Origin of the sequence: Hydrogenophaga sp. (assembly GCF_051860785.1) — a bacterium.
Classification (GTDB): Bacteria; Pseudomonadota; Gammaproteobacteria; order Burkholderiales; family Burkholderiaceae_C; genus Hydrogenophaga.
In genome coordinates, this window is sequence record NZ_JBIMLB010000005.1 from 185474 (window position 1) to 210621 (window position 25148).

At 61.2% G+C, this 25148-nt stretch carries 25 protein-coding genes; 8 read left to right on the forward strand and 17 right to left on the reverse strand.

Going from position 1 to position 25148, the window contains the following annotated elements:
• The first annotated feature begins 17 nt into the window (after nt 1-17).
• Nucleotides 18-1139 carry a DUF2855 family protein gene (locus ACTIF6_RS09420; protein WP_439587708.1) on the forward strand — a complete coding sequence of 374 codons (1122 nt, stop codon included), beginning with the start codon at nt 18-20 and terminating at the stop codon, nt 1137-1139.
• 86 nt (nt 1140-1225) lie between these two features.
• On the opposite strand, the gene ACTIF6_RS09425 is transcribed toward ACTIF6_RS09420, so the two are convergent.
• From ACTIF6_RS09425 to ACTIF6_RS09490, 14 genes are read right to left on the reverse strand one after another with little or no spacing between them, the layout of a single operon-like run.
• Nucleotides 1226-1696, reverse strand: a complete 471-nt coding sequence (locus ACTIF6_RS09425; protein WP_439587709.1) for a Zn-ribbon domain-containing OB-fold protein — start codon at nt 1694-1696, stop codon at nt 1226-1228.
• Nucleotides 1697-1708: 12 nt separating this feature from the next.
• Complete coding sequence (locus tag ACTIF6_RS09430) at nt 1709-2902, reverse strand: thiolase family protein (RefSeq protein WP_439587710.1); 1194 nt, start codon at nt 2900-2902, stop codon at nt 1709-1711.
• Nucleotides 2899-3990, reverse strand: a complete 1092-nt coding sequence (locus tag ACTIF6_RS09435; RefSeq protein ID WP_439587711.1) for a thiolase family protein — start codon at nt 3988-3990, stop codon at nt 2899-2901. Before ACTIF6_RS09435 ends, ACTIF6_RS09430 begins: the two co-directional genes overlap by 4 nt.
• On the reverse strand, nt 3987-4796 hold the full coding sequence (locus ACTIF6_RS09440) for an SDR family oxidoreductase (RefSeq protein WP_439587712.1): 810 nt from the start codon (nt 4794-4796) through the stop codon (nt 3987-3989). Before ACTIF6_RS09440 ends, ACTIF6_RS09435 begins: the two co-directional genes overlap by 4 nt.
• Nucleotides 4790-5857 (reverse strand): CaiB/BaiF CoA transferase family protein, encoded by a 1068-nt coding sequence (locus ACTIF6_RS09445; protein ID WP_439587713.1) that lies wholly within the window; start codon nt 5855-5857, stop codon nt 4790-4792. The genes ACTIF6_RS09440 and ACTIF6_RS09445 overlap by 7 nt, the downstream gene beginning before the upstream one ends.
• Nucleotides 5854-6639: an enoyl-CoA hydratase/isomerase family protein gene (locus ACTIF6_RS09450; RefSeq protein ID WP_439587714.1), complete on the reverse strand. Its 786-nt coding sequence runs from the start codon at nt 6637-6639 to the stop codon at nt 5854-5856. Before ACTIF6_RS09450 ends, ACTIF6_RS09445 begins: the two co-directional genes overlap by 4 nt.
• On the reverse strand, nt 6636-7367 hold the full coding sequence (locus tag ACTIF6_RS09455) for a TetR/AcrR family transcriptional regulator (RefSeq protein WP_439587715.1): 732 nt from the start codon (nt 7365-7367) through the stop codon (nt 6636-6638). Before ACTIF6_RS09455 ends, ACTIF6_RS09450 begins: the two co-directional genes overlap by 4 nt.
• Nucleotides 7368-7390: 23 nt before the next feature.
• Nucleotides 7391-8182, reverse strand: a complete 792-nt coding sequence (locus ACTIF6_RS09460; RefSeq protein WP_439587716.1) for an ABC transporter ATP-binding protein — start codon at nt 8180-8182, stop codon at nt 7391-7393.
• 22 nt (nt 8183-8204) lie between these two features.
• The gene (locus tag ACTIF6_RS09465) at nt 8205-9428 is read right to left on the reverse strand and encodes an ABC transporter substrate-binding protein (protein ID WP_439587717.1); all 1224 of its coding nucleotides are present in this window, start codon (nt 9426-9428) and stop codon (nt 8205-8207) included.
• A 50-nt stretch (nt 9429-9478) separates the two neighbouring features.
• Nucleotides 9479-10537 carry a branched-chain amino acid ABC transporter permease gene (locus ACTIF6_RS09470; RefSeq protein WP_439587718.1) on the reverse strand — a complete coding sequence of 353 codons (1059 nt, stop codon included), beginning with the start codon at nt 10535-10537 and terminating at the stop codon, nt 9479-9481.
• Nucleotides 10534-11418, reverse strand: a complete 885-nt coding sequence (locus tag ACTIF6_RS09475) for a branched-chain amino acid ABC transporter permease (protein WP_439587719.1) — start codon at nt 11416-11418, stop codon at nt 10534-10536. Before ACTIF6_RS09475 ends, ACTIF6_RS09470 begins: the two co-directional genes overlap by 4 nt.
• The gene (locus tag ACTIF6_RS09480) at nt 11415-13358 is read right to left on the reverse strand and encodes an AMP-dependent synthetase/ligase (protein WP_439587720.1); all 1944 of its coding nucleotides are present in this window, start codon (nt 13356-13358) and stop codon (nt 11415-11417) included. Before ACTIF6_RS09480 ends, ACTIF6_RS09475 begins: the two co-directional genes overlap by 4 nt.
• Nucleotides 13355-14134: an ABC transporter ATP-binding protein gene (locus ACTIF6_RS09485; protein ID WP_439587804.1), complete on the reverse strand. Its 780-nt coding sequence runs from the start codon at nt 14132-14134 to the stop codon at nt 13355-13357. The genes ACTIF6_RS09480 and ACTIF6_RS09485 overlap by 4 nt, the downstream gene beginning before the upstream one ends.
• A 5-nt stretch (nt 14135-14139) precedes the next feature.
• Nucleotides 14140-15687, reverse strand: a complete 1548-nt coding sequence (locus tag ACTIF6_RS09490) for a class I adenylate-forming enzyme family protein (protein WP_439587721.1) — start codon at nt 15685-15687, stop codon at nt 14140-14142.
• An 81-nt stretch (nt 15688-15768) separates the two neighbouring features.
• Here ACTIF6_RS09490 and ACTIF6_RS09495 point away from each other — a divergent pair, with 81 nt between their 5' ends.
• The 3 genes from ACTIF6_RS09495 to ACTIF6_RS09505 all read left to right on the forward strand — a co-directional run bounded on the left by ACTIF6_RS09495 (nt 15769) and on the right by ACTIF6_RS09505 (nt 17629).
• On the forward strand, nt 15769-16914 hold the full coding sequence (locus ACTIF6_RS09495; RefSeq protein WP_439587722.1) for an acyl-CoA dehydrogenase family protein: 1146 nt from the start codon (nt 15769-15771) through the stop codon (nt 16912-16914).
• A gap of 130 nt (nt 16915-17044) precedes the next feature.
• On the forward strand, nt 17045-17386 hold the full coding sequence (locus tag ACTIF6_RS09500) for a hypothetical protein (protein WP_439587723.1): 342 nt from the start codon (nt 17045-17047) through the stop codon (nt 17384-17386).
• A gap of 12 nt (nt 17387-17398) precedes the next feature.
• Nucleotides 17399-17629: an amphi-Trp domain-containing protein gene (locus ACTIF6_RS09505; protein WP_439587724.1), complete on the forward strand. Its 231-nt coding sequence runs from the start codon at nt 17399-17401 to the stop codon at nt 17627-17629.
• A gap of 157 nt (nt 17630-17786) precedes the next feature.
• On the opposite strand, the gene ACTIF6_RS09510 is transcribed toward ACTIF6_RS09505, so the two are convergent.
• Nucleotides 17787-18026: a hypothetical protein gene (locus ACTIF6_RS09510; protein WP_439587725.1), complete on the reverse strand. Its 240-nt coding sequence runs from the start codon at nt 18024-18026 to the stop codon at nt 17787-17789.
• A 408-nt stretch (nt 18027-18434) separates the two neighbouring features.
• Nucleotides 18435-19577 carry a helix-turn-helix transcriptional regulator gene (locus ACTIF6_RS09515; RefSeq protein ID WP_439587726.1) on the reverse strand — a complete coding sequence of 381 codons (1143 nt, stop codon included), beginning with the start codon at nt 19575-19577 and terminating at the stop codon, nt 18435-18437.
• Between the two features lie 244 nt (nt 19578-19821).
• Between ACTIF6_RS09515 and ACTIF6_RS09520 the strand changes: the two genes are divergently transcribed.
• Nucleotides 19822-20445 (forward strand): hypothetical protein, encoded by a 624-nt coding sequence (locus ACTIF6_RS09520; protein ID WP_439587727.1) that lies wholly within the window; start codon nt 19822-19824, stop codon nt 20443-20445.
• A 41-nt stretch (nt 20446-20486) separates the two neighbouring features.
• Here ACTIF6_RS09520 and ACTIF6_RS09525 read toward each other — a convergent pair whose 3' ends face one another.
• The gene (locus tag ACTIF6_RS09525) at nt 20487-20780 is read right to left on the reverse strand and encodes a hypothetical protein (protein WP_439587728.1); all 294 of its coding nucleotides are present in this window, start codon (nt 20778-20780) and stop codon (nt 20487-20489) included.
• 399 nt (nt 20781-21179) lie between these two features.
• Here ACTIF6_RS09525 and ACTIF6_RS09530 point away from each other — a divergent pair, with 399 nt between their 5' ends.
• The 3 genes from ACTIF6_RS09530 to xylA are packed head-to-tail and all read left to right on the forward strand — an operon-like array spanning nt 21180 to nt 25106.
• On the forward strand, nt 21180-22226 hold the full coding sequence (locus tag ACTIF6_RS09530; protein WP_439587729.1) for a LacI family DNA-binding transcriptional regulator: 1047 nt from the start codon (nt 21180-21182) through the stop codon (nt 22224-22226).
• The gene (gene xylB, locus ACTIF6_RS09535) at nt 22223-23704 is read left to right on the forward strand and encodes a xylulokinase (protein ID WP_439587730.1); all 1482 of its coding nucleotides are present in this window, start codon (nt 22223-22225) and stop codon (nt 23702-23704) included. The genes ACTIF6_RS09530 and xylB overlap by 4 nt, the downstream gene beginning before the upstream one ends.
• A gap of 34 nt (nt 23705-23738) precedes the next feature.
• Nucleotides 23739-25106, forward strand: coding sequence for a xylose isomerase (xylA, locus tag ACTIF6_RS09540; RefSeq protein ID WP_439587731.1), 1368 nt, complete (start codon nt 23739-23741; stop codon nt 25104-25106).
• Nucleotides 25107-25148 lie beyond the last annotated feature (42 nt).

Below are 25148 nucleotides of genomic sequence, written 5' to 3' on the forward strand. Positions count from 1 at the left end.
TTTCTGGAGTTGCCACCATGACCACGACCCAGTTTCAGATCCGGAAAAACCAGCTGGACAGCACCCGAGTGGTGACCCTGCCCGATGCACCCCTGGCCGATGGCGAGGTTCGGGTTCGCGTGGAACAGTTCGCCTACACCGCCAACAACATCACCTATGCGGCCTTCGGCGAGTCCATGAACTACTGGCAGTTCTTTCCTGTTTCCGACGATGAGAAAAGCGTCTGGGGCATCGTGCCGGTGTGGGGCTTCGGCGTGGTGGAAGCATCGCGCTGCATCGGTGTTGCGGTGGGCGAAAGGCTGTATGGCTATTGGCCCATGGCCTCGCACGCCGTGCTGCAGCCGGTGCGCGTTTCGCCCGAGAGTTTTCTGGACGGCGCATCACATCGCGCCGCGCTGCACACCATCTACAACCAGTACCTGCGGTGCGCCGCCGATCCGCTGCACGACCCCGCCACCGAAGCCCTGCAGGCGCTGCTGCGGCCCCTGTTCCTCACCGCCTGGCTGATCGACGACTTCCTGGCCGACAACCATTTCTTCGGTACTTGCGAAGGCGGCCAGCGCGGCGTGATGCCGCTCTCATCGGCCAGCAGCAAGACCGCTTTTGCCACCGCCGCGCAACTCGCGCGCCGGCCCGAGGTGGAGGTGGTGGGCCTGACCTCTGCCGCCAACGTGGCGTTCTGCGAAAGCCTGGGCGTGTACCGCCGCGTGCTCACCTACGACCAGCTCGACACGCTCGCGCAGGACACACCTTGTGTGTACGTGGACTTCGCAGGCAACGGCGAGCTCCGCAAAAACATCCACACCCGCTTCGAAAGGCTGGCCTACAGCTGCTCCATCGGCGGCACCCACGTGGACCAGTTGTCGGGCGCGCGCGACCTACCCGGACCGCGACCGGTGCTGTTCTTTGCGCCCGCGCAAGCGAAGAAGCGCCATGGTGACTGGGGGGCTACCGGGTTCAACGAGCGCATGGCGCGCGCCTGGCACGGCTTCATTGAACAGGTGAGCCAGCCTGCTGCGCCCTGGGTGAAGGTGCAAGAACACCATGGGCCTGGAGCTGTTCAGGCCGCACACATATTGGTGCTGGGCGGCCGCGCGGATCCGCGTCTGGGTCACGTGCTGTCGCTGCAGGACATCTAGGGCCTGTTCAGTCTTGACAAGGGGCGCATACGTCCCATGCGCATCAAAGCAACACTGCAAGTGGTGCGACGCATGGGTCTTCCGGTCTACTGTTCAGCAATGGCGAAAGAGAAGTCCGTCATTCTTCCCACTCTCTCCTTGGCAAACACCACCGAAACTCGCGTTCCCGGCTTGATGGCTTCCATGGCAACTTCCATGTTCACCATGTCGACGCCGTCGATGTAGTTGGCGACTGCGGAGTCGACTCCATCAAGCCGGACATAGGCGATGGCGACGGGCGCGGGTCTCTTGCCCTCAAAGCCGCGCACCACGATGGTCGATGCCTCGATCACCCCATGCAACCCTGCCTCCACCCATTCATCACAACGCTCAAAGCTTCGCTCGCAATACGAGCGAGGCGGCAGGTAGGTAAGCCCGGAAGTTGAGCAGCGTGTCGCCAGAATTTTTCCTTCCTGCAGACCGGCCATGAATTTCCCTGCCACCTCTCCAAGAGAATAGCGGTAACGCAGCGTGATCTCGTCAACGATGTAATTGCTGTCTGCTTGTTGAGTGGTCATATGGAGCTCCATTCAGTGGATGACGGGTTCGGAACCGAAAACGGTGCAGTTGCAGAACTGCGCGATGCCGCCGATGGCGGTCGATACCGCTGCCTTGACGTCGGGCCGTTGCATCTCCCCCGCACGTCCCATGACCTGGTTGGCAGCATCGATGGCTCGAACAAGCCCTGTGATGGCGATAGGATTCGTGCACAAGGTACCTCCCGATGGATTGACGGCGACAGCACCGTTCTCCCAGCTCCAGTGACCCTGGCGCTCAAGACGCAACGCAGTACCCGGACTGCAGAATCCAAGCTGCTCGAGCGTCATCGCACCGATCGTGCTGTAGGGGTCGTACAGCTCGGTCACCTGTATCTGACGCAAGGGATCGCGAATGCCTGCCTGCGCAAAACACCTCTGCGCCATCACTCGCATCAACTCCAGATTGGCGTAACCGTGGCGTGAAGTGGGGCCAAGCCGATCACCCAGCCAGTAGGTCTCGGTGATGCTGGCAATGCCATTGATGAAGGCGGGTCGTTCACAGTGGCGCTCAGCCACCGCCTGGCTCGCCACCACCATGGCTGCGCCACCTGAGGAGCGGGGACAGATGTCGAAGAGCTTGAGCGGATATGCAATGACCGGTGATTGCATGACCTCATCGACGGTAATTTCACCCTTGAGGTGCGCACTCGGGTTGCGCATGGCATTGCGCCGCGCACGAACCACCACACGCGCCAGATCTTCCTGGTGAAGATCGAACTCCTTCATGTAGCGGCTGGCCTGCAATGCGACTGAGGTGTTGGTGGACAGCGGCATGTCGCGTTCATAGAACGCGTCGAAGATGAGGTTGAGAACCTTCTGTGCATCGGGCGTTTCGGCGATGCGCTCAGCGCCAACGATGAGCACGCGATCCGCAAGCCCGGCTCGCACAAGGCTATAGGCCGCATGCACCGCAGAACCTCCGGTAGCTCCGCCCGTGTGAACCCGAAAGATCGGTTTGCCTGCACCAAAGATGTGATCGATGGCCCATCGGTCGGCGTCAGCAACGCCAAGGAAGCTGGTGGGCGCCAAAGAGAACACGATGGCGTCGATGTCTTCAGGCGACATGGCCGCCGCCCGCAACGCACCAACGGCTGCCTCCTGCGCTTGTTCCACATAGGTCAAGTCCGGGTGATGGGTCTGGAACTTGGACTGGTAGGTTCCAATGACAGCAACTTCGCGATTCACTCGGTGATCCCTTCAAATATGACGAACACATTTCCCTGCTGCGCGTAGCCGTGACAGCCGTGCGCGGCAGCGCGATGTACACCTTTGCGTTGCACAGGTCCTGCACGGTTCGATACCTGCAGGACGGCCTCCATCGCGTTGACAAGCCCGGTGCAGAAAACCGGGTTCTGTGCAAACGACGCCCCCGATGGGCTGACCTGCGAATCCGAGAGCTTCAGCGCATCGCGGTAGGCGATTTCGTGGAAGATGGTGGGTGTATCCAGCTCCACCAGATCCAGCTCTTGCCCCGATGCCAGACCAGCGCCTGACAGAGCCTGAAGCCAGGCATTGCGCGCCGACTGCATGGCGCCCAGTCGCTGTGCATCCAGTCGGTAGCTGTCAGAGTTCCAGCCCACACCGGCGACCCGACAAAGGGGACGCAGTTGAGGCCGGGTCCGCAAGTAGCGATCAGAGGCAAGCACCATGGCCACCGCCCCATCGCTTGGCGATGCCATGTGTGCCGAGCGCAGCGGTGTCGCCTCAAAAGGGCTGTTTCGAATGTCTTCGGGAGAAGGTGGTTCGCGGCGCAAGCCTCTTGGATTCATGCTGGCACGTTGATGCGCATCACACACCGCACGCGCAATCTGCTCGTCCGTCAGATCAAGTTTCGATACCACCGATTGAGCGAAGAGCGCATCGGCGATCCGTCCGTCCATGCCCATCGGTCTGACGTAGAAAGGGTCGCCTCGCATCCGCATCACCGCGTCGAGGTCGGTCTTGGAGCTCTTGCACCAACTGACGACCAAGCCCACGTCGAAGTCACCTGAAGCAATGCGCGCGTGACCGAGTACCAGGCCCATCGAGCTGCTGTCGGTGACCTTGATCTCATCCGTCAGATAGCCGCCTGAAGGAGCGGTCATCAGCATGCTGGAAATGGGCCGACCATCCATCTCGTCGCAAGCCGCGAGCGTCACGTGGTCGAGTTCACCTCTCGACACCCCGGCATCGCGCAAAGCTGCCGAGCAGGCCTGATAGGCGAACTCCTCCAGGCGGAGGTCGGATTGAAAGGATGGCGTCGCTTGTCCGACACCCAGTACGTTGACGTTCATCGATGGAGGCTCCTGTGGCCCGCCGCTTCGAGGGCAGGTTTGACGCTTTCAAGAGAGCCACCCCCATCACAAGGAATGATGGCTCCAGATATGTAGCTGGCATGCTCGGAACCGAGAAACAGCGCCAGCTCGGCGATGTCCTCCGTCCGACCGAACCGGCGCAAAGGCACCTGAGACAAAGCGAAGTCCCGTGCAGCTTCGTCGGGCGCCATCAGTCGCGAGAACCCCTCTGTGTTCTCAATGGGTCCAGGACTGATGGCGTTGACCCGTATGCCGAATGCCCCCCATTCCAGGGCCAGAACACGGGTCATTTGGTCAACGCCAGCCTTGGCGGCGGCTGCGTGCACCTGGAAACGCATCGGCACGCTGGACTGGGGTGCTGTGACATGAATCAAACTGGCACCCGGCTTTCGCACGTGCGGAAAAACCGCATGCATCACATTGAAGGAGCCATTCAGATCGATATCGACGACCGTTCGGAATCCATTGGGCGAGAGCGAGTCGGCCGCGCAAAGGAAGTTGCCCGCCGCGCCTGAATACACGACATCGAACGGACCCTGGAGCCCGGCGAGAGCAGATGCCGCGCTCGCCAGTCCAGCACTGTCTCGCACGTCGACCGCAAGCCCTTGAGCTTTCCCACCCACTGCGCGCAGCATGTCCACGGCGCGCTGAACCTTGCCCTCATCCCTGCTGATGACACTGACCCGCGCGCCAGCGCCCGCAAAGGCCTTTGCCACGGCCAGATTGATGCCACTGGTACCACCCGCCACGAAGACGTGACGATCACTGTAGTCAATTCTCAGCATTTGGAATCCTCAGCGGCAGGCTTGACCGGTTCGGCAACCGTGTGCGGAAAAAGCGAGAAACGCGGCGCCGCGCGCGCCTGGAGGACACCATCCACCGCAGTGAATACACCCCTGGCCTGGTTGTGAGGGTGCGTCGCGGCTTGCTGCGGAGACAGCACGGGCGCGAAGCAGGCGTCTGTCCCCTCCAGCAAAGCGATCCAATGCATCACGTCCCTGGTTGCGAACAATTGCACCAGCGTCTCCCGCATCGCGGGCCACACGGTCTGGTCGAACTGGCTGCTGGATGAGAAGCGGTCCGAGAGACCCAATCGCTGCATGAGCTCCTGGAAAAACTGAGGCTCCAATGCACCGATGGACACCTGTGCACCGTCCAGGCATCGATAAGTTCCATACCATGGAGCCCCGTCGATCCAGCTCTTGCCGCGCTCTGCGGGGAGTTGCCCGACCGTCGCCAATGAATGAAGGAGCGTTTGCATGTGGGCTACGCCGTCGATGACCGCGGCATCCACCACCTGGCCCTTCCCCGTCGTGCGGGCATGCAGAACACCTGCAAGCATGCCAACCGCCAGATACAGCGCACCGCCACCAATGTCCCCCACCAGCGTGGGTGGAGGGAGCGCCGGCGTCTGTGGGGCGCCCGCATACCATGCTGCTCCGGCCAGTGACACGTAGTTGATGTCATGCCCAGCGCTCTGAGCCAGAGGGCCGTCCTGTCCCCAGCCTGTCATGCGCCCGTAGACAAGACGCGGGTTTCGGCGAAGGCATTCCTCCGGTCCCAAGCCCAGGCGCTCCATCTTGCCCGGCCTCATGCCTTCGAGAAGTCCATCGGCATCCGCCACGAGTGCAAGGAGTTGCTCGCGTCCCGGCCGGCTCTTGAGATCCAGGCTGAGACGGTGCTTGCCTCGAAGAAAGATGCTGCCGAACGCGGCGCCACTGCCGGCGCGTTCGACCAGCGTCACCTCGGCGCCAAGGTCTGCCAACAACATCCCGCAGAACGGCGCAGGCCCAAGCGCCTCAATCTCGACGATGCGCACGCCGTTCAAAGGTCCGGGAGTGCTCATGCTGGATCCGTGAACACGGGCTTGCGCCTTTCCTGGAACGCGCGAAGTCCCTCGACAGGATCCTTGCCATGCAGGCGTGCGCTGGTGATTTCCAGTTCGCACCGTGCAGCAGCTGCCCATTCCAGATTCTCTTCAATGGCCACCATCTTCTTCATGCAGGCAAGCCCTGCGGGACTGCGCTCGCAAAGGCGCTGCGCAAGCTCTTGCGCCTGCCCATTCAGTTTCGATGCCGGCACGACGCGGCTCACAATGCCTGCGATGAGCATGTCCTGAGCGCTGTACTCGTCCCCGGTGAAAAGCATCTCACGGGCCTTGAATGAACCGACGCTGCGCAGCAACCCATGAACACCGCCTGCCGCCGGGAGCAAGCCGTGCCGTGCGTGCGCGTCGGAAAATCGCGCCGTGTCGGCAGCCAGAATCAGGTCACAGCACAGCACCATTTCCAGTCCGCCCGCAAAGCACGCACCATTGACCGCTGCGATCACTGGCAAGCGAAGATTTCGCAGCGAGGTGAGCATGGTCTGCAAGGGAACCAGAAAGCGCTCGGTCACTGCAGTGGGGCCGATCTCCATGAGACTGGACACCATCTTCAGGTCGGCACCCGCACAGAATGCGGTGCCCGTGCCCGTGATCACCAGTACCCGGGAACCATCCGAGCCTGCGGTGTGCAGCGCCTCGCCCATTTCCATGATAAGCAGTTCGTCGAGCGCATTGCGCGAGGCCTCGCGCGTCAGCACGATGGAGGCCACCGAGCCCGTCGTCTGGTAACTGAGGGTTTTCATCTCGCGTTCTTGCCCGTGCCGCCGCCAGGAATCACAGCCATCTTCACCTTGGCGCCTGCCTGGGGTCTCGTCGCCGTCTTCAGCCCGTTCATGAAGAGGTCCAGGAATGCCTCTCCAATCTCCCTTGAAGATCGATGCGTGCGATCGGGATCAAACCAGGTGGCAATCCAGTTCAGCGAACCCAGAATGGCCGCCGATGCCAGCGCAGGATGGACATCCCGGATGGACCCATCCGCCAGACCCCGTGAAACGATCTGCTGCAAAGCCGAGTCGATGAGTTGACGTTCTGTCGCGAGGTGCGTCAAAGCCTCCTCGTCCAGCACATCCCATTGACACCGGACAAGACAGCGCGCGAAGTCGCTGGCTGTCCACTCGGCAAGGTTCAGGATGAAATCACCCAGCTGCTCCATTCCCGTGCGGCTCGGATCGTTGGCCTGCGGAATCGTGAGCTTCAAATGCTCCAGAGCGGTGTGCTGGCACTTGAAGAGAATTTCTTCCTTGCTGCCCACGTAATAGCACAGCGTGGGCTTTGAAATTCCAAGCCGGTTCGCGATGTGCTGGAGGGACGTGTTGTGAAACCCGGCCTGCACAAATGCCTTTGCGGCCGCCAGAAGAATGGCGTGGCTCTTTCGAGCATGTTCGGACTCCTTGTCGAATGGTCCGCCGCGCTCGCCCGCGTCCGATCCTGACTTGTTGGAGGCGGGTCGCCCTACCTTGCTTGCGTTCATATTGGTACCTTTTTTCAGAAGAATCAACCCAGCCAGCGCTTGCGGCGTCGGTAGTGCTTGACGTCCCGGAATGACTTTCTCACGCCCCCTGCATCCACACCCAGATAGAACTCCCGCACATCGTCGTTGCTGGAGAGCTCACTGGACACACCCTCCAGCACAATCCGGCCACCCTCCATCACATAGCCATAGTCCACCAGTTGCAGAACGGCCGTTGCGTTCTGCTCGACGATCAACATGGAAGTGCCTTCGGCCCTGCACCGCCTGAGAAGTGCATAGATGCTCTCCACCATTTGCGGCGCAAGACCCAGCGACGGTTCGTCAATCAGCATGAGGCGCGGCTCCGCCATCAAGGCACGGGAGATCAACAGCATCTGCTGCTCGCCGCCCGACAGGTAGCCGCTGGTTCTGTGGCGCAAGTCCTTCAGCTGAGGCACCAGCTCATAGATCCATTCCTTTCGGCGAAGCATCGCAGTGCGACTCGACAGTCGATGGCCTCCCACGGTGATGTTCTGGTCCACCGTCATGTGCCTCAGCACACGTCTGCCTTCCATCACGTGCGTCACGCCTGTGGCCACCACTTCATCCGGCGACATGCCGACGAGAGACTGCCCGTCGAAATCCACCGACCCCGCAGTGACCTTGCCGTACTGCCCGTGAATCAGGCCAGAAATCGCCTTGAGCGTGGTGCTTTTTCCGGCGCCATTCGCACCCAGCAGAGCGACACTTTGACCATGCCCCACCTGCAGGGATACGCCACGCACCGACAGCACGACGTCTGAATACACCACTTCGACGTTGTTGAGACTCAGCATGGCGTTTTCTGGCAATCCGTGGTCACCACTTGCTCACGGCCGGCACTGCGACCCCTTGCGCAACGCCCACGAACTTCCCGTCCTTCACGGTGCCGATGTTCACCGTTGCGCTGGTGGTGGGAAAGGGTGCCTGGCTGGTGAATTCCAGGTCAGGGGCAAGACCGAAAAGTTCGGACGATTTGAACGTACCGCCCAGAAGAGCAGCGCGCACATCGGCGCCCGTGATGGTGGCGGTTCCCGCCTTTTTCTGCGCTCGTTCGATCGCCCTGACCGTGTAGACCGTCTGAGCCAGACCCATGATGGTGAATCCATTCCAGGCCGCCTTGAGGCCATGGTTCTTCTGCAGCATTTCGTAGAACTTGCGAGCATCGGTGGCGTCGGCGGTGGCCAGCGCTGTGGCGTGGGCTTCGTAGTCTCCCTCCACTGCAGCCATGCCTCCGAGCACTGGGCCCAACGTGGCAAGTCCATTGTGTGAGGAAACCAGAACGGGAATCTTCCGGTTGAGGGTCTGAAGCGCTCGTTTCGTGGCGATCACCTGGCCCATGGTGCCGAGCACGACGATCACATCCGGATTCGCGGCCGTCACGCGACGCATCTGAAGCGTGAGGTCTGACGGCTGCAACTCGGTGAACACCGTTTCGAGAAGCTGCGCCTTGGTGGGATTTTCCTTGGCATACATGGCAATGCCCTTGCTCATGTCGGCAAACGCTGCGCTGGCTTCCGAAGACACCGTCACGAACTTGACGGGCCGACCCAGTTGGCCGCTCATCCAGTTGATGAAGGCACCGGTCTCATGGCCGTAGGTGGGTCGAGACAGAAACGCCCATGGGTCGGCCTTCCAGGCAAAGCCGTAAGCGCCGTTCGCCGCAGTCAACGGGACCTTGTCATCGGGCAGGCGACTCTGCAAGGCGGCGAAGTCCGTGCCTCCCAGCCCAAGGATGGCGATAGGCTGGAGTTCGGACTTGATGCCAGGCCACAGCGAGGCTGTTTGCGCCACGTCGTAGCGTGTGTCATAGGTCTTCATGCGGAGCTCGACCTGATTCTTCGAGCCAACCTCTTTGTTCCACCACTCAATGACAGCACGGCGCGCATCTTCCACGGGCGGATAGATGCTTGAAAACGGACCCGTGTAGTCGCCCAGCGAGGCGATGTTGTAGACCTTGGGCGATTGCGCCTGAACGTGGCCCGCAGTGAGTGCGACCATGGCCGAGATTCCGATCGCGAGAAGCTTTCTGATTTTGAGCATGAGTGTCTCCAGTTACAGGTGGGAAAAGGTGGCGCCTTGCAAGCAATTGGTCAGCGCGGAAAAGGCCATCGCCGGTACTGCGCCTTGAGGATGTTCCAACGGCGCATCAGACCATCCGGCTCGTAAATCAGGAAGGCAACGATCACGCCGCCCAGGAACACGTTCATGGCGGCAAACACCACGGAGTTCCCGAGCATCGGCAGCAGCGTCGCCAGGGTCGGCCCCACCGTGGACAAAAGCTCCTGGGCGCCGCGGATCGTGACTGCGCCGACGATGCCACCGACGATGGAGCCCATGCCGCCAACGATGACCATGGCGATGTACCAGATCGACTGGAACAGCGTGAACCCTTCCGTGTTGATCAGACGCAGCTGGTAGGCGATGAGGCTTCCGCCCACGCCCGCGTAGAAGGCGCCGACAAAAAAGGCCAGCGCCTTCGTTCGCGCAACCGCGATGCCCGTCATGCCGGCCGCCAACTCGTCGTCGCGAACCGCCATGAACGCTCTTCCGTAGCGGCCCCGCACGATGCCAAACGCGCCTGCCACCATGAGCATGCCCACCACCAATGCCATCAGGAACAGATCGCGCTCTGAGGTGAGTCGCCAGCTTCCCAACGACGCCGGTGGCACTGTCAGTCCGGAAGATCCGCCCAACCAGCTGGATGGGAGATTCAAGATCAAAAAGGGAAACAGTGCTTGCGCAGCAATGGTGGTGAGAGCGAGATAGAAGCCCCGGATGCGCACCGCAGCCATGCCGAAAACCCAGCCGAACGCCGCAGCGGCAAGGCCGGAAAGCGGCAACGCCACGTAGAAGGGAACCGACCAACGCTGTGCCAGGTAAGCCGTGCAGTAGGCACCCACCCCCGCGAAGGCCGCTTGCCCGAGGTTGACCTGGCCGGCGTAGCCGGTGGTGATCTGCAATCCGACGGCAATGATGGCGGCGGTGACGATGGAAGTCACCACGGAAAGCATGCGGGGAGATCCGATGAATGCGAATGCGATCAACAGGACAACGATCACGCCGAGTGAAACCCACTGGCGTTTCGTTCTGATGAGCGCAACGTCTTGCGGATAACTGGTGGAGAAGCGGCCAGCCGGATCCATGCTCATACCCTTTCAATGATCTTCCAGCCGAACATGCCGGTGGGCCGTATCAGCAGCACGGCCAGCATGAACAGGTACGGCACGATGGCTGAAGCCTGTCCACCAAAGACCGGATCGATGTAGGCCGATGTGAGGCCTTGAATCAGTCCGATGATGGCGCCGCCCAGGAGCAGGCCACGAATCGATTCCAGTCCAGCCAGCAGCGCAATGGGCAGCGCCGCAAAGCCGATTTCGGCCGCGTTGTAAGTCAGAGTCTTACCGCTCAGGTAGGTCATGGCTCCCACGATCGACAGAGCAACACCCATGGCCCAGGCAAGCGCCATCGAGCGGCGAACCGAGATGCCCACGGACTGTGCGACTTCGTGGTCTTCCGACACAGCCGCCAGTGCCAGGCCCGCGCGACTGTGATTGAAGAAATGGTGCAACACCAAGGCGGCGGTCACTGAAAGAACGCCACTGGCCAGCAAAGGTGTGGGGATGAACAGCTCCCACAGGATCACAGGTTCCAACGGAAATATCGCGGGAAACTGGCGCTCGTGAGCGCCCCAGGCCATGAGCATCACACCGCGCAGCAAGATGATCATTCCAATGGTGACCATCACCATGGCGAACACGCTGCGACCCACCAGCTTTCGAAAGAATGCGCGCTCGATCACGATGCCGACGATCGCACCGGCGGCGACGGACAACACCACACCCAGCCAAGTGTTCAGCTTGAATACCGAGAGAAAGGTCCAGACGATGAATCCGCCCAGCACGATCAGTTCACCCTGTGCAAAATTGAACACGCGGCTGGCGCGGTAGATGACGACAAAACCCATGGCAACGATGGCGTAGAGCTGCCCGGTAAGAATCCCCAACACCGCGTAGTTCAGAAAGTCGATCAATTCGTCATCTCCACTGGTGTTAGAAGTGCATTGCGGGGGCTTTCCGGTGCTTCTGCGTCGCGCAACTGCACATTCCATCTGAAGACGCCCTTGCGCCCATCCTGAAGCGTCACGCCCACCTCCAACGCGTGAGAGCTTTCATGGGCATAGAGCGCGCTGACCATGCCGGCATACCGGTCCAGCACCACTTCCCTCCGAAGCTTGCGTGTGCGTGTGAGCTCGCCCTCGTCCGGATCCAGTTCCTTGGGGAAGTTCGCAAATCGACGGATCCGAGCCTGTACAGGCAGCAATCGATTGACCTTCTGAATCTCGGACCCGATAAGCTCAAGTACCTGGGGATGCTGGGTCAGATCGGCGTAGCCGCCGAACGAAATGCTCCGGGACTCGGCCCATTGCCCCAGCGCCGCACCATCGATATTGATCAGCGCCACCACGAACGGACGTGACTCGTCTCCTACCACCAGAACGTCCTTCAGATAGGGCGAAAACCGTAGGCGAACTTCGAGGAACTGCGGCGAGAAGCTGGAGCCATCAGACAGCTTTCGCATGTCCTGCACACGATCGATGTAGACAAAGTCACCGTCGACACCCTGCACCACATCCCCGGTCTGAAACCATCCGTCTCGCCACTTCTCGGAGGTCTTTTCTGGGGCGTTCCAGTAACCACGAAAGCCCGAGCCACCACGCAACTCCAGTTCTCCGTTGTCAGCGATCCTGGCCTCCAGCGGCGCGCCGAAGTGGTCCTGCACCGGCAGCAAAGCACCGATGGACTCCACACGCACCTCGTGACCAACATGCCCCATCACCACCCCGAACTCTGAACACCCATAAGCGTTTCGAAGCGGCACGCGCAAGGCATGAAAGAACTCGAATGCCTCGGGCGCCATGGCAGAACCGCCCAGAAGCGCCGTTCTGACCCGCGTGAGACCCAGTTGATCCCGGACACCATGAAGAGCCAGCACATCCACCAACTTCCGCAGAAGCCCATCGAACAACTGAGGCCGTCCGTCGCGCCGCCGTGCCTCTACCCGCTGAGCCAGGTCCAGGACATGGTCGAAGACATGCCTGCGCCAGGGGCTGGCATCCAGCATGCGCGTGCGCACCTGGCTGGCCAGTGCCTCCCATTGGCGGGAGCCGAAAACCAGAAAGTGCGGAGCCACCTCGCGAATGGCCTCTGGCACCTGGTCAGGGCGCTCCGGGAAGTGAACCACCAGTGGCAGCGCCACGGCCAACGCCACGCCCAGATACTGCTCAGTCGCCCATGCAAACGGCGTGTACGACAGATACGAATCGCCAGGCTGCAACTGCACGGCCGCTTGCAAGCGCGCTGCGTTGTCCAGCAAGTACCTGTGCGAACAGATCACACCTTTGGGTTTGCTGGTGGTGCCAGACGTATACGCCAGACAAGCAATATCGTCCGGGGAACCCGCAGAGATGAGGCGCCGCACCTCATCGGTGCCCGTGTCATCGGCCAGAAGCTCGGCCAGATTCTGCAGGCGCTGGTCCGTGTAAGACCACATGCCGTCCTGTTTCCAGTACAGCATCTTCCGGATCGGTACCGCGCCGGTGCACTCGATCAGTTTGTCAATCTGCTCCTGCCCCTGAGCGACAGCAAAGAATGCCCCACTGTCCATGGCCACGTGTTCCAGCTCGGGGGCCGAGATGTCCGGATACAACGAAACAGCGCGGGCGCCGGCCGCCTGAACGGCCAGTTCGACCCAGACGTGTTCTGGTTCGTTTTCGCCCACGATCAACACGGTGTCGTCGGGACCGAGGCCGAAGCGGCGCAAGCCGGCGGCAATTCTCAGCACACGGCTCGCCACGTCTGCCCAGGTGTATTCCACCCAGATCCCCCGCCTCTTCTGACGGTAAGCCACCTCGGATGGGCGCTGATCTGCATTGACCAGCAGCAATTGGGGGAGTGTTGCCAAGGGGGTCATGCCTGAACTCCCAGGTACGCCGCAATGACGTTGGCGTCGCCCTGCACCTGCTCAGGCGTACCGTCGGCGATCTTTTTTCCGTACTGCAAGACCACGACGCGATCGGCCAGATCCATCACAACGCCCATGTCGTGCTCGATCAACAACATGGCGGTGCCTCGGGTTTCTCTGATGTCCACAATGAAGCGCGCCAGATCTTCTTTCTCTTCAAGGTTCATGCCCGCCATGGGCTCGTCAAGCATCAGAAGCTTGGGTTCGAGGGCGAGTGCGCGCCCGAGATCGACTCGCTTGCGAAGTCCGTAGGCCAGCGTCCCGACCTTGTGGTGCCGGTAGGGCTCGATCTGCAGAAATTCAATAATTTGTTCCACCGCCTCTCGCTCACGCGTTTCCTCCTTGCGGCAGCGCGAAGACCAGACGAATGCAGACGTCAATCCGTATGAAAAGCGCTGTTCGCGCGCCACCATCAAGCTTTCCACCACCGTCAGCGAACCAAACAATTGGGTGCCCTGGAACGTGCGCACTGCCCCACGGCGCGCGATTTCATGAACGGACAAGCCCGCGAGACGTTCACCCGCGTAAACCACGCCACCACTGGTGGGCTTGTAGAACCCGCTGATGCAGTTCACCAGCGAACTCTTGCCGGCGCCATTGGGGCCGATCAAGGCGAGCAGCTCGCCAGGCTCGATATGCATGGAGACATCTTGCAGCGCCGCGATTCCACCGAAGCGCAGGCCGACAGATTCCACCTTGAGAAGAGGATCGAGGTTTTTCGTCACCAGATTCACACGCGCCTCCATTCGCCATCCCAATAGGGCGCTTTCAAACGAGGCTTGTCGATGGCGCCGCGAGCGTCCCTTGGAAATTCACCCGCATGAATGACCCCGATGGACTTGGGCGCCTTCACGCTGCCTAGACCTTGCTTGCACCAGGCGATCAGCGCGTCCTCGTCAAAAGAAGATCCCGGTCGAAGCGCCACCACCGCGTGAACCGCTTCACCCCAGCGGCCGTGAGGAACACCGATGACGGCGCACTCCGAGACCGTCTCGTGACTGCTCAACCGTTCCTCCACTTCACCCGGGAATACGTTGAACGATCCGCTGACGATCATTTCCCGCTTGCGATCCACGATGGTGATGTAGCCAGCGGCATCCGCCACGCCGATGTCACCGGTCAAATGCCACCCTCCCCGTCTGCCACGGGCGGTCAGTTCGGGCTTGCGGTGGTAGCCCTCCATCAACATCGACGAGCGGATCGCGATCTCACCCCGTTCGCCAACCGGCGACTGCGCGCCACTGTCATCGAGCAAGGTGACATGGGCAAACCGCACCGGTCGGCCGGCAGACCGCGCGATCTCTGGCAAATACTGGCCGTTGCGCATGTAGTCACTGGGGCGCTTCACCAGTGCCAGCAAGGTTTCGGTCTGCCCGAATACCTCGTACAGCACCGGGCCGAACACCGCCACCGCCTGCTCGAACCGTTCCGGCGATACCGGGGCGCCGGCCACAACGATGCAACGCAGCGCGGGGAAAGATCGGCCCGTGCCCACGTGGTCGAGCAGTGCATAGAGCGCCGTGGGCGGAAGGAACAGGTGGCTGATCCCTTCGCTCTCCAGTGCCGCCTGAACATCGTCTTCGATGAACTGATCATGGATGACGTTGGTGGCGCCCACCGAAGCAAAGGCCAGGGCAAAGATGCCGGCGGCGTGGGTGAGAGGCGCTACAACGAGGTGTCGTGATTCACTGTTCGCGTCGAGCGAATCCACCACATTGGCCAAGCCGATTTCGATGGCGGCACGTGAATGAATAGTGCCATGGCAGGCTCCACCTGGACCTCCTGTGTGCTGCAACCAGGCGGGCGTGGTGAGCGCGGGCTCTGCAAACGCATGCTCGCGCGTGCCTTGCAACCGCCAAGTCTCGAGGGACGGCCCCAGTGTCGAAGTGGCATCCATGCAAACCACGGTCTTGATGCCAGGCACCGAATCGAGTGCCATCCGAGCCTTGCCTTCGTACCTTTGTTGGAAGAACACGCACTCGGCATCCAGGTAGCTGAGCACTTCGGCCGTGGTGGCTTCGGTGATCGAAGAATGGATCGAAGTCCAAGCGAGACCAGCGAGGTTGATCGCCAACTGCAGAACACAGACATCGGGACAGTTGTCGGCCAGGATGGCCACCGTCGCGCCGCTCGAGAGCTCCAGCCGGTCCAGGGCCGCGCCCACCTCATGCACCCGAACCGCCAGCGCGTCGAAAGAAAGCGTTTTGCCATCTCCGATCAGCGCGGGATGTGCTGGCTTCAGCAATGCCGCTCGTTCGATGTAGTCGATCAAATGCACGTGCAATTTCCTTATTGGTAATGTAATCTACCCACGGGTATATTGATCTACCAGCGGGGAAACCCTTACTAAGGAGACAGCATGGACTTCGCTCTGACAGCCGAACAATCAGCCATCCAGGACGCCGTGGCGAGTTGGACATCCCGGGAACTGGCCCCGGGCGCAGCGCAACGCGACAAGCTCGCCTGCTTCGATCCCGGGCTGTATCTGCAGTGCGCACGCGACCTCGCCATCACCCGCCTGCCGTTCGCACCACATCACGGAGGCCTGGGCGCAGGCATGCTCGAAACGAGCCTTGCCATCGAAGAGGTCGCTCGGCATGACCAGTCGCTGGCGGTGACACTGATGGTCTCCATGGCCGCGGGGCTCATGCTGGCGGAGCATGGTTCTGCGGACCAGATCGCCTCATATCTCCCAGATCTCGTGGCGGGAACAGCCATTGGCGCCGTGGCAGGCACGGAGCCCCAGGCAGGATCCTGGACGGCGGGCTACCGCACGCGGGCTCGCGCCGTGTCCGAAGGATGGCAGCTCGATGGAGAGAAGGCATTCATCACAAACGCTGGAACCCCCATCACCTCCGTGGTGCTTGTCTGCGCATTGACGGGCGAAGCTGACACAGGTTCCCAGATGACGATGTTCGCGGTGCCGTCCGATGCCCAGGGAATGCAGTACGGAGCGCCCTACGACAAACTCGGCTGGAGGTCTTCAGAGACGCGCCCGATATTTCTCGATGGCGTCCGTCTTCCGGGCGACGCCGTGGTCGGCGTGATCGGTCACGGGCGTCATCTTGTTCACAGCGCCTTCAAAGTGGGCCGAATCCTGATCTCGGCCATGGCAGTGGGCATGGCGCAGGCCTGCCTGGACCACGCGTTGCGGTATGCGCGTGAACGGATGGCCTTCGACCAACCCATCGGCAAGATGCAGTTGGTGCAGAAGGCTGTTGCCGACATCGCAGTCCGCGTTGAAACCTCCAGGTTGATGGTGCGCCGGGCGGCCTGGATGCGCGATGCAGGCAAGCTGGACGATGGATTTCTGTCGATGACCAAATACCATTGCACGGAGATCGCGTCCGAATGCGCTGACATGGCGATTCAAGTGCATGGCGGTCTGGGGTACCTGAACGAATGTCCGCCCGCACGGCATTGGAGGGATGGGCGTGTGCTGCGCATCGGGGATGGCACCAGTGAAGTTCAGATCGGATTGATAGCGCGTTCACTCGGGCTCTAGCTGTGATGTTTCAGCACGCGATGTAGGCGTGTACCGACACGGACATCCGCACACGTCCGACAGTCAGAAGCAAGCTTTGGTGGCACCTTCTACGCATGCCGTCTTCTCTCAGTCCCCCGTGAGCCACGCCTTGAATGAAGTGCTCGACAAACTGGGTCGCTCCATGATCTTCCCCTTGATCGCGGTCTCGCCTACCAGCGCCATCCCCGGCGTCACGGCGGTAGTGGCGGTCATCGTCTTCCTGTTGGTGGGGCAGATTCATGGAGTTCGTACCGCCCTCGGGCTCCATCGCCTCGACCATCATTGCGCTCTTTGCCGCTGGGCTGTTGACGCGGGATGGCGGCGTGGTTTTGGTCTCGCTGCTCCTGCTGTCCGTGTTGCCGCTGCTGTTCTGGCAAGCGGCGTCCCGCGTCTGAAAACCGCAGACGATTTCACTTCTCATCCCTTCTCTTCACTTGACTTCTCTTCTTGAAAGGAAACCCTCATGTCCGACAAACCCGGCCGCGACGTGGAACGCGTCTACACCAACCAGGAATTCGTGGCCAAACTCAGGCGCCTCGCCGACGCCATCGAGAAAGGTGAACGGTTCGAGATTCAGGTGGCCGGCGAGCGCATCTACGTGCCGGTAAGCGCCGTGTTCTCGGTGGAGCACGAGCGCTCGGAAGAAGACGAGGAAATCGAGTTTCAGGTGAAGTGGACGCTGGCAGCGAAGTAGCCGCCATCCAGCGCCGCAGGACCCCCTCAGGCGGGGGGAGATGCTCGACCCCGACGGATCGGACCCTTCAACGGCTTGTCGAGCGGCACAACGTACCCCCCTGCCGAACGTCCAGCGCACCTTCCTTTGCCATGGCCAACACCACGGCGCGCACCACCTAGGTCTGGTGCTCTTCGCTCATCAAGGCCTGCATCTCCTCCAGCGTCTGCATCAAGGCACCGAGCTGCCGTGCCAGTTCGTCGTTGAATGTGTGCACCAGTTCCGCAAAGTGCGGTCGCACCGGAATCCAGCAAGGGTGTTCGGGATGCTGCTCGCGCTGCGGCAGGATCATCTGGTCCAGCTTGTTGTGCGTTTTCAGCGTGAGCGAAAGGCAATAGGCCTGGTCCGCTGCCTGCATGGCGATTTTCTGGGCTGGGGTTCGGGTCGGAGAAGTGACCATGGTGGATCTCCCTGAAGCTTCCGTTTTCACCAACCGCCGCCACCAAGATCATCGGTGGCGGCGGCCCGAACGGATTAGCCTTACCGGGAACCTCCTGCGAGAACCGGCGAGCCCAAGGGCTCTCCGCCCGAGCCGCCAAAAAATGGAGGCGCAAGCGAAAAGCCGCAGGGTCTGCGGTTAGGAGATCCTGCGGCTTTCGCCACAGGAGGTTCATCGGCAGGAGGCTAATCCTGATCAAGTTTTTTGTGACTTGACCGAGGCAGTATAGCGGGGCGGGTTGATCGGATTCGGGCTGTTGCAGGCATCGGCTGAATCAGCTTGAAGAGGCCTGGACCACCCTCAAGGCCCGACCTGGCGAGGGTAGGCTCAGCCCGCACCAAGAACCTTCGCAAGCAATTCGGTCTGTCTGGAGCAGCCTGTCTTGGCCAGGATCGACGCTACGTGGGTGCGTGCAGTCGCATAGCCGAGCCTGAGCACATCAGCAATAGTGGGTACATCCAGACCTTGGATCAGCAAGGCCAGAACCGCAGACTCCTTCCTGGTCAGCCCTTTGCTGGCACAGAACTGCTGGAGTCGTTGCTGCACATCCCAGGCAACATCCACCTGGTCAATGGTGATCAACGCGCAGCTGTTTGGCCAGTGCAAGGCGAGTGCAGGATCTGCAACAACGGGGACAAAGTTCAGGTGCAAACGCACCGCCGAACCATCGCCCTTGGCCACTGTTGCAGCTCGACCATAGGACAGCCCTCTGGTGCATTGGTGGAGTGCCCCTTTGAACTCTGCCTGCGGGATGCCTGGGAGCGCGCTGATCAAGCGCCCACCCGAGCCGCGTTCTCCCAAGCTTCGCAGGATTGAAGCGCCTGCAGGGTTGGCGTAATCAAGCTTCCCGTCCAGCCTTACAACAAAGACGGCACTTGGGATCTGTTCAAGAAGACCGGGTGCGATTTCATAGGCTCTTGCCTTTTCCAGCCTCCAGTAAGTTTGTACTGCGCGTTGTATGTGAGGCCAAAGATCCAGAAGAAAGCGCCTGGTGGTGTCGTCAAAGAAACCTTCCTCTTTGCTTCGATGAAACGAAAGGTAGGTCGGCAAGGCGATTGAATCGCTGGCGTCGCAGATGTTCAGACTGACGATGTCATAGCCACCCCAACGCCTGCAAAAGTCGTTGTAAAAATCGGTGCGCAGAAGCTCCTTTTCAGGCAGCACCTCATTTCCACTCAGGACTGCGCCAGCGAATCGAAATTTGCCACTGTCTGCGGCAGCCTTCATCCAGGCGTCTCTTTGAATCCAATGCGCGGCGTATTCAGAGACAACCTCCCTTGGGGCCCCGAGGAAGCCGTTGATTTGACGGGCTTTCCAGCTTTCCCCTGGCGAGAACATAAGACCCATCTGCGATTTCACCCCCTTCCCTGTAGCCGCGACAGCCTCATCCCAAGTGCCCGAGCCAATCGCTGCCATCGCCCACGCTCGGGAGGCATCTTCGAGAAGCTGGCCTGGGTTTTTCGACTTCACGTGAGCACTCTATTCCTAACAGAGCTTCCTGGGTACACCATGAGGACTCCGCATTTCAGACCCCATGTAAAGCCTTGCTTGTCTTGCTCATGACCACCCACCCAGAAACTTGAGCTTCTTCAACACCAGGGTTGTTTCGAAGGGTTTTTTATAGACATTTACAAGCAGATATCTCCATCAATTGGTGGATCACGCGATCTCCAAATTTTGATACTGTCTATTCTGCGATACATGGATTTTTGCTGTGAATAACTTTGCAAAAATTCTTCGAAACTTCAACTATAAGCAAGCAATTGAACCCAAAATTTTAACGAATGAGAGGCAAGTCATGAATATCTACAGGTCATCATTACGGTGCGCTGCTCTTCTGTTCGTTGAAAGCATCATATCGGCACCTGCCTTTGCCAGTCCGCCTGCCAGCGAAGCGTTAGGATTTTTGCAATCACAATATCAATCCTGCCACCAAGCATTTCGCACGACGAATTCAAGAGGAATAGTAATCGACACCTTCAACCTAGTAAAAATATTTACATTCAGCAAAACGGGAGATGGGGTTATCGAATACAGCACCGAGGCAGCTTTATCAAACGGGCAAAGGGAAAAAGAAAATACTCGATTTGAATTCAAATTTAAGGATCTGACCGCACCTACCGGCCGAATATTTGCGGAAAACACACCAACATCAATCAAGGCAGAATGCAGTCGTAGCGAGTGCGCTGAAATCACCTTCTTCGATGGGAGAAAAGTGAGATCACAAAAAGCTTCCTTTGTGATCTTTCCTATTTGCGCCAGTGCAGGTGCAGATCGCATGCAGCGAGCAATCAACGATGCAATTTCTTCCTCTGGTGGGAAGACATCAAAATACTAGTTGTTACAAGAAGCGCCGGGGCACTGTCTTGGGAGAGTACGTCATTCGGCGAGTTCAAATCTGACTTCGCATCGCCACAATGTGGTGTTGTAGGTCACGGGGACTTTGCGACATTCGCAGTCTTCCATTGAGATTTCATAGCTCCGTCTTGTCGACCTATAAAGATTTCGCTGATAAAGCTGCGCAATATTCTGTGCATCGGTTGTTGCATCGCGACAAGCCTTCTCCTCACTCCTCTGGTCCATGCCTTTGCCTCGACCTTGAGTGTATTGAGCGACTGCCAAACTCGACAAACCAAGTAGAAAAATGGCAATCATGCCTTTGGATGACTTCATCTCTTTCTCCATTTCAAAATGATGACAAAAATAACAAGCACGAAAGTTGATGATTGATAGCAGACAATGTTTTGTTTCAGATCCAGTAAAAATATTCGTTCAAATTGACTTCTCATGGTGGCGGGTCAGTGTCTTAGCAGCGTAAAGAATCTGCATCCACCATTTGGATTAGTTTTCACGTGTCCAGTGACACCATGCACTTAACGGTTCGCGCTCGTCCAAGTACATTGGCCCACCGGCGGACCATTTCAGTTTGAACGTCGCCATACCCCAACATTGCTATACCCTGGAACAGCATTGATCCGAATACCTCTATCTGAGTAGCGAACCTCATTCTGTCTAACACTCTCAGTAAAAACACCTAGCAAATTTCTGAGGTACGTACCTCAGAATGCCGCCATGGATCCCCGAAACCCCCTCAAGGCCCGTGCCACGCTGGAAGACGTGGCGCTGGATGCGCAGGTCAGCCTGGCCACTGCCGATCGGGTGGTGAACAAGCGGCCCGGGGTGCGTGAAGCCACGGTGGCGCGGGTGAATGCAGCGGTGCGGCGTCTGGGTTACCGGCCCGATCCTTCGGCGGCCAAGCTGGCTCGTTCGCGCCTGCGCCGGGTGGCGTTTCTGCTGCCGGCGGGCAACAACCGGTTTGTGGATCTGCTGGGCGAGCAGATCGAGGCCAATGCCGAATGGATGCGGGACCAGCGCATCGATTCCGAGGTGCTGTCGGTCAACGTGTTCAACCCCGGCGAGCTGGCCAAGGCGCTGCTCGCGCAGGAGGGCCAGCGCGATGCCGTGGTGGTGATGGCACTCGATCACCCGGTGGTGCGCTCGGCCATCGACCAGCTCACGCAGGCAGGCACGGTGGTGATCACGCTGGTGTCCGACGTGCCCTCTTCCACGCGCCAGCACTACGTGGGCATCGACAACACGGCCGCCGGCCGCACCGCGGCCACGCTCATTGGCCGTTTCGTGGGCGCGCGCAAGGCCCAGGTGGCCATCATCCTGGGCAGCCTTTCGCTGCGCGACCACGCCGAGCGCTATTTCGGTTTCAACCAGGTGATGGCGCAGGAGCACCCGCACCTCACGGTGTTGCCGCCGCTCGAAGGGCAGGACGACGCGGGGCGCAACCAGTCGCTCGCCGTGCAGTTGCTGGCCGATCACCCGGAGCTGGCCGCCATCTACAGCGTGGGCGCGGGCAATGCCGGCATCTGCCAGGCGCTGCGCGGCGCGGGGCGCGACCAGAACACCGTGTTCGTGGGCCACGAGCTCACCAACGTGTCGCGCGCAGAACTGCTCAACGGCACGATGGACGCGGTGATCAACCAGGACGCCGGCCACGAGATCCGTTCGGCCCTGCGCGTGGCGCTGGCCCAGTGGTCGCAAGAGCCGGTGCTGGCCGACCAGGAACGCATCCGCATCGACATCTACCTGAAGGACAACCTGCCGTGATCACGCTGGGCCTGGACCTCGGTACCTCGGGCGTGAAGGCCCTGCTGCTCGACGGCGATGCCACGCTGGCCACCGCCACAGCGCCGCTGAGCGTGCAGCGGCCCCAGCCGGGATGGTCTGAGCAAGACCCTGAAGACTGGTGGCGCGCCACCGAGCGTTGCCTGGACGAACTCGCGGCCACGCACCCGCGCGCACTCGCGGCCGTGAGGGGCATTGGCTTGTCCGGCCAGATGCACGGCGCCACGCTGCTCGATGCCGGCCATGCCGTGCTGCGCCCGTGCATCCTGTGGAACGACGCGCGCAGCGGCGCGCAGTGCGCCGAGCTGGAAGCACCCACCCTGAACCTGCGCCGCCTCACGGGCAACCCGGCCATGGCCGGGTTCACCGCGCCGAAGCTGCTGTGGGTGCGCGAGCACGAGCCCGAGGTGTTCTCGCGCATTGCGCGTGTTCTGCTGCCCAAGGCCTGGCTGCGCTGGAAGCTCAGCGGTGAGTTCGTGGAAGACATGTCCGACGCCTCGGGCACGCTCTGGCTCGACGTGGCCGAGCGACGCTGGTCGCCCTTGTTGCTCGCGGCGTGCGGCCTGTCTGAAGCGCAGATGCCGCGCCTGGTGGAAGGCACCGAGCCCACCGGCCAGTTGCGTGCCGAATGGGTGCAGCGCTGGGGCTTTGACCAGGCCCCGGTGATGGCCGGCGGCGCCGGCGACAACGCGGCCGGTGCCGTGGGTGTGGGCGCAGTGCACGCGGGCGATGCGTTCGTGTCGCTCGGCACATCGGGCGTGTTGTGGGCCACCACCGCCGGCTTTGCGCCCGCCGCCAGCCACGGCGTGCACGCGTTCTGCCATGCCCTGCCCGGCCTGTGGCACCAGATGGGCGTGCAGCTCTCAGCCGCCGCTTCGCTGGCCTGGTGGGCGCGCACGACCGGGGTGAACGAGGCCCGCCTGCTCGACGAACTCGACCACGCCGACCCCGGCCCCGCACCCTGCTGGTTCCTGCCCTATTTGAATGGCGACCGCACACCGCACAACGACAGCGCCGTGCGCGGCGGCTTCCTGCAACTCTCAGCCGACACCGAGCGCACCGACATGACACAGGCCGTGCTCGAAGGCGTGGCCTTTGCCTTTCGGGATGCGCGCGATGCGCTGGCCACCGCCGGCACCGAGCTCCATGAGGCTGACCTGCTGGGCGGTGGCGCACGTTCGGCGCGATGGAGTCAGGTGCTGGCCGACGTGCTGGGCCTGCCGCTGCACCAGATCGAAGGCGGCGAACACGGCTGCGCGCTGGGCGCGGCACGTCTCGCACGCGCGGCGGCCGGTGGCGGCAGCACCTTTGACAAGCCGCGACGGCTGCGCAGCTTCGAACCGGGGCGCGAGCGCGCTGCGCTCTACGACGAGGCCCACGGCCGCTGGCAGGCGCTGTATGGCATGGCTCGGCAAGTGGCCACGCCCCTGCAGACCATTCCCTCGGCCATGCCCGCATGAGCCCTTCCCTCCAACACACCAGACGCCTTTCACCATGACACAGACCCTCGCACCCGAACCCAAGGCCTCCGCCCAGCAGAAAGGCTACTTCAGCTTCCGCCAGCCCATTGCGTTCCGCGGCGAGGGCTTCAAGCCCACCGCATCGGAACCACTGGCCTACCAGTACTACGACAAGAACCGCCTGGTGCTGGGCAAGCGCATGGAGGATCAGCTGCGCTTTGCCACCTGCTACTGGCACAGCTTCGGCTGGGGCGGCACCGATCCCTTCGGCGAGCCCACCTTCCAGCGGCCCTGGCACGGTGCGGGCGACCCGATGGCGCAGGCGATCCACAAGGCCGACGTGGCCTTCGACCTGTTCCGCCTGATCGACTCGCCCTTCTTCACCTTCCACGACCGCGATGTGGCGCCCGAAGGCGCCACGCTGCGCGAATCGAACGAGCACCTCAAGCGCATCGAAGGCGTGTTCGAACGCAAGATGGACGAGACCGGCGTGAAGCTGCTCTGGGGCACGGCCAACCTGTTCAGCAACCGCCGCTACCTGGCCGGTGCCGCCACCAACCCCGACCCGGACGTGTTCGCCTACGCCGCCGCGCAGGTGAAGAACGTGATGGAAATGACGCACCGCCTCAAGGGCCAGAACTACGTGCTCTGGGGTGGTCGTGAAGGCTACGAGACGCTGCTCAACACCGACCTCAAGCGCGAGCTGGCCCAGCTCGGCCGCTTCCTGAACCTGGTGGTCGAGCACAAACACAAGATCGGCTTCACCGGTCAGATCCTCATCGAGCCCAAGCCGGCGGAGCCGACCAAGCACCAGTACGACTACGACGTGGGCACGGTGTACGGTTTCCTGAAGGCTCACGGGCTGGAGAACGAGGTGAAGGTGAACCTGGAGCAGAACCACGCGCTGCTGGCCGGCCACACCTTCGAACACGAGATTGCGCTGGCCGGCGCTTTGGGCATCTTCGGCTCGCTTGACATGAACCGCGGCGACGAGATGCTGGGCTGGGACACCGACCAGTTCCCCAACAACCTGCCGCAGGTGGCGATGACGATGTACGAGGTGCTGCGCGCCGGCGGCATCGGCCAGGGCGGCCTGAACTTCGACGCCAAGCTGCGCCGCCAGTCGATCGACGCCGACGACCTGGTGTGGGCCCACGCCACCGCCATGGACCTGTGCGCACGCGCCCTGCTGGTGGCCGAAAAGATGATGCAGGACGGCGCCCTGCAGCGCCACGTGCAGACGCGCTACCAGGGCTGGGACTCGCCACGCGGGCGGGCCATCCTGAACGGCGAACGTTCGCTGGACGCGCTGGCGCGCGAGGTGGAGGCCGATGGCCTGGAACCGCAGCCGCGCTCGGCGCAGCAGGAGCGGCTGGAGCACCTGGTCAACAGTTACCTCTGAACACCGTCACACACCAAGACACCGAAAGACAAGGAGACAACA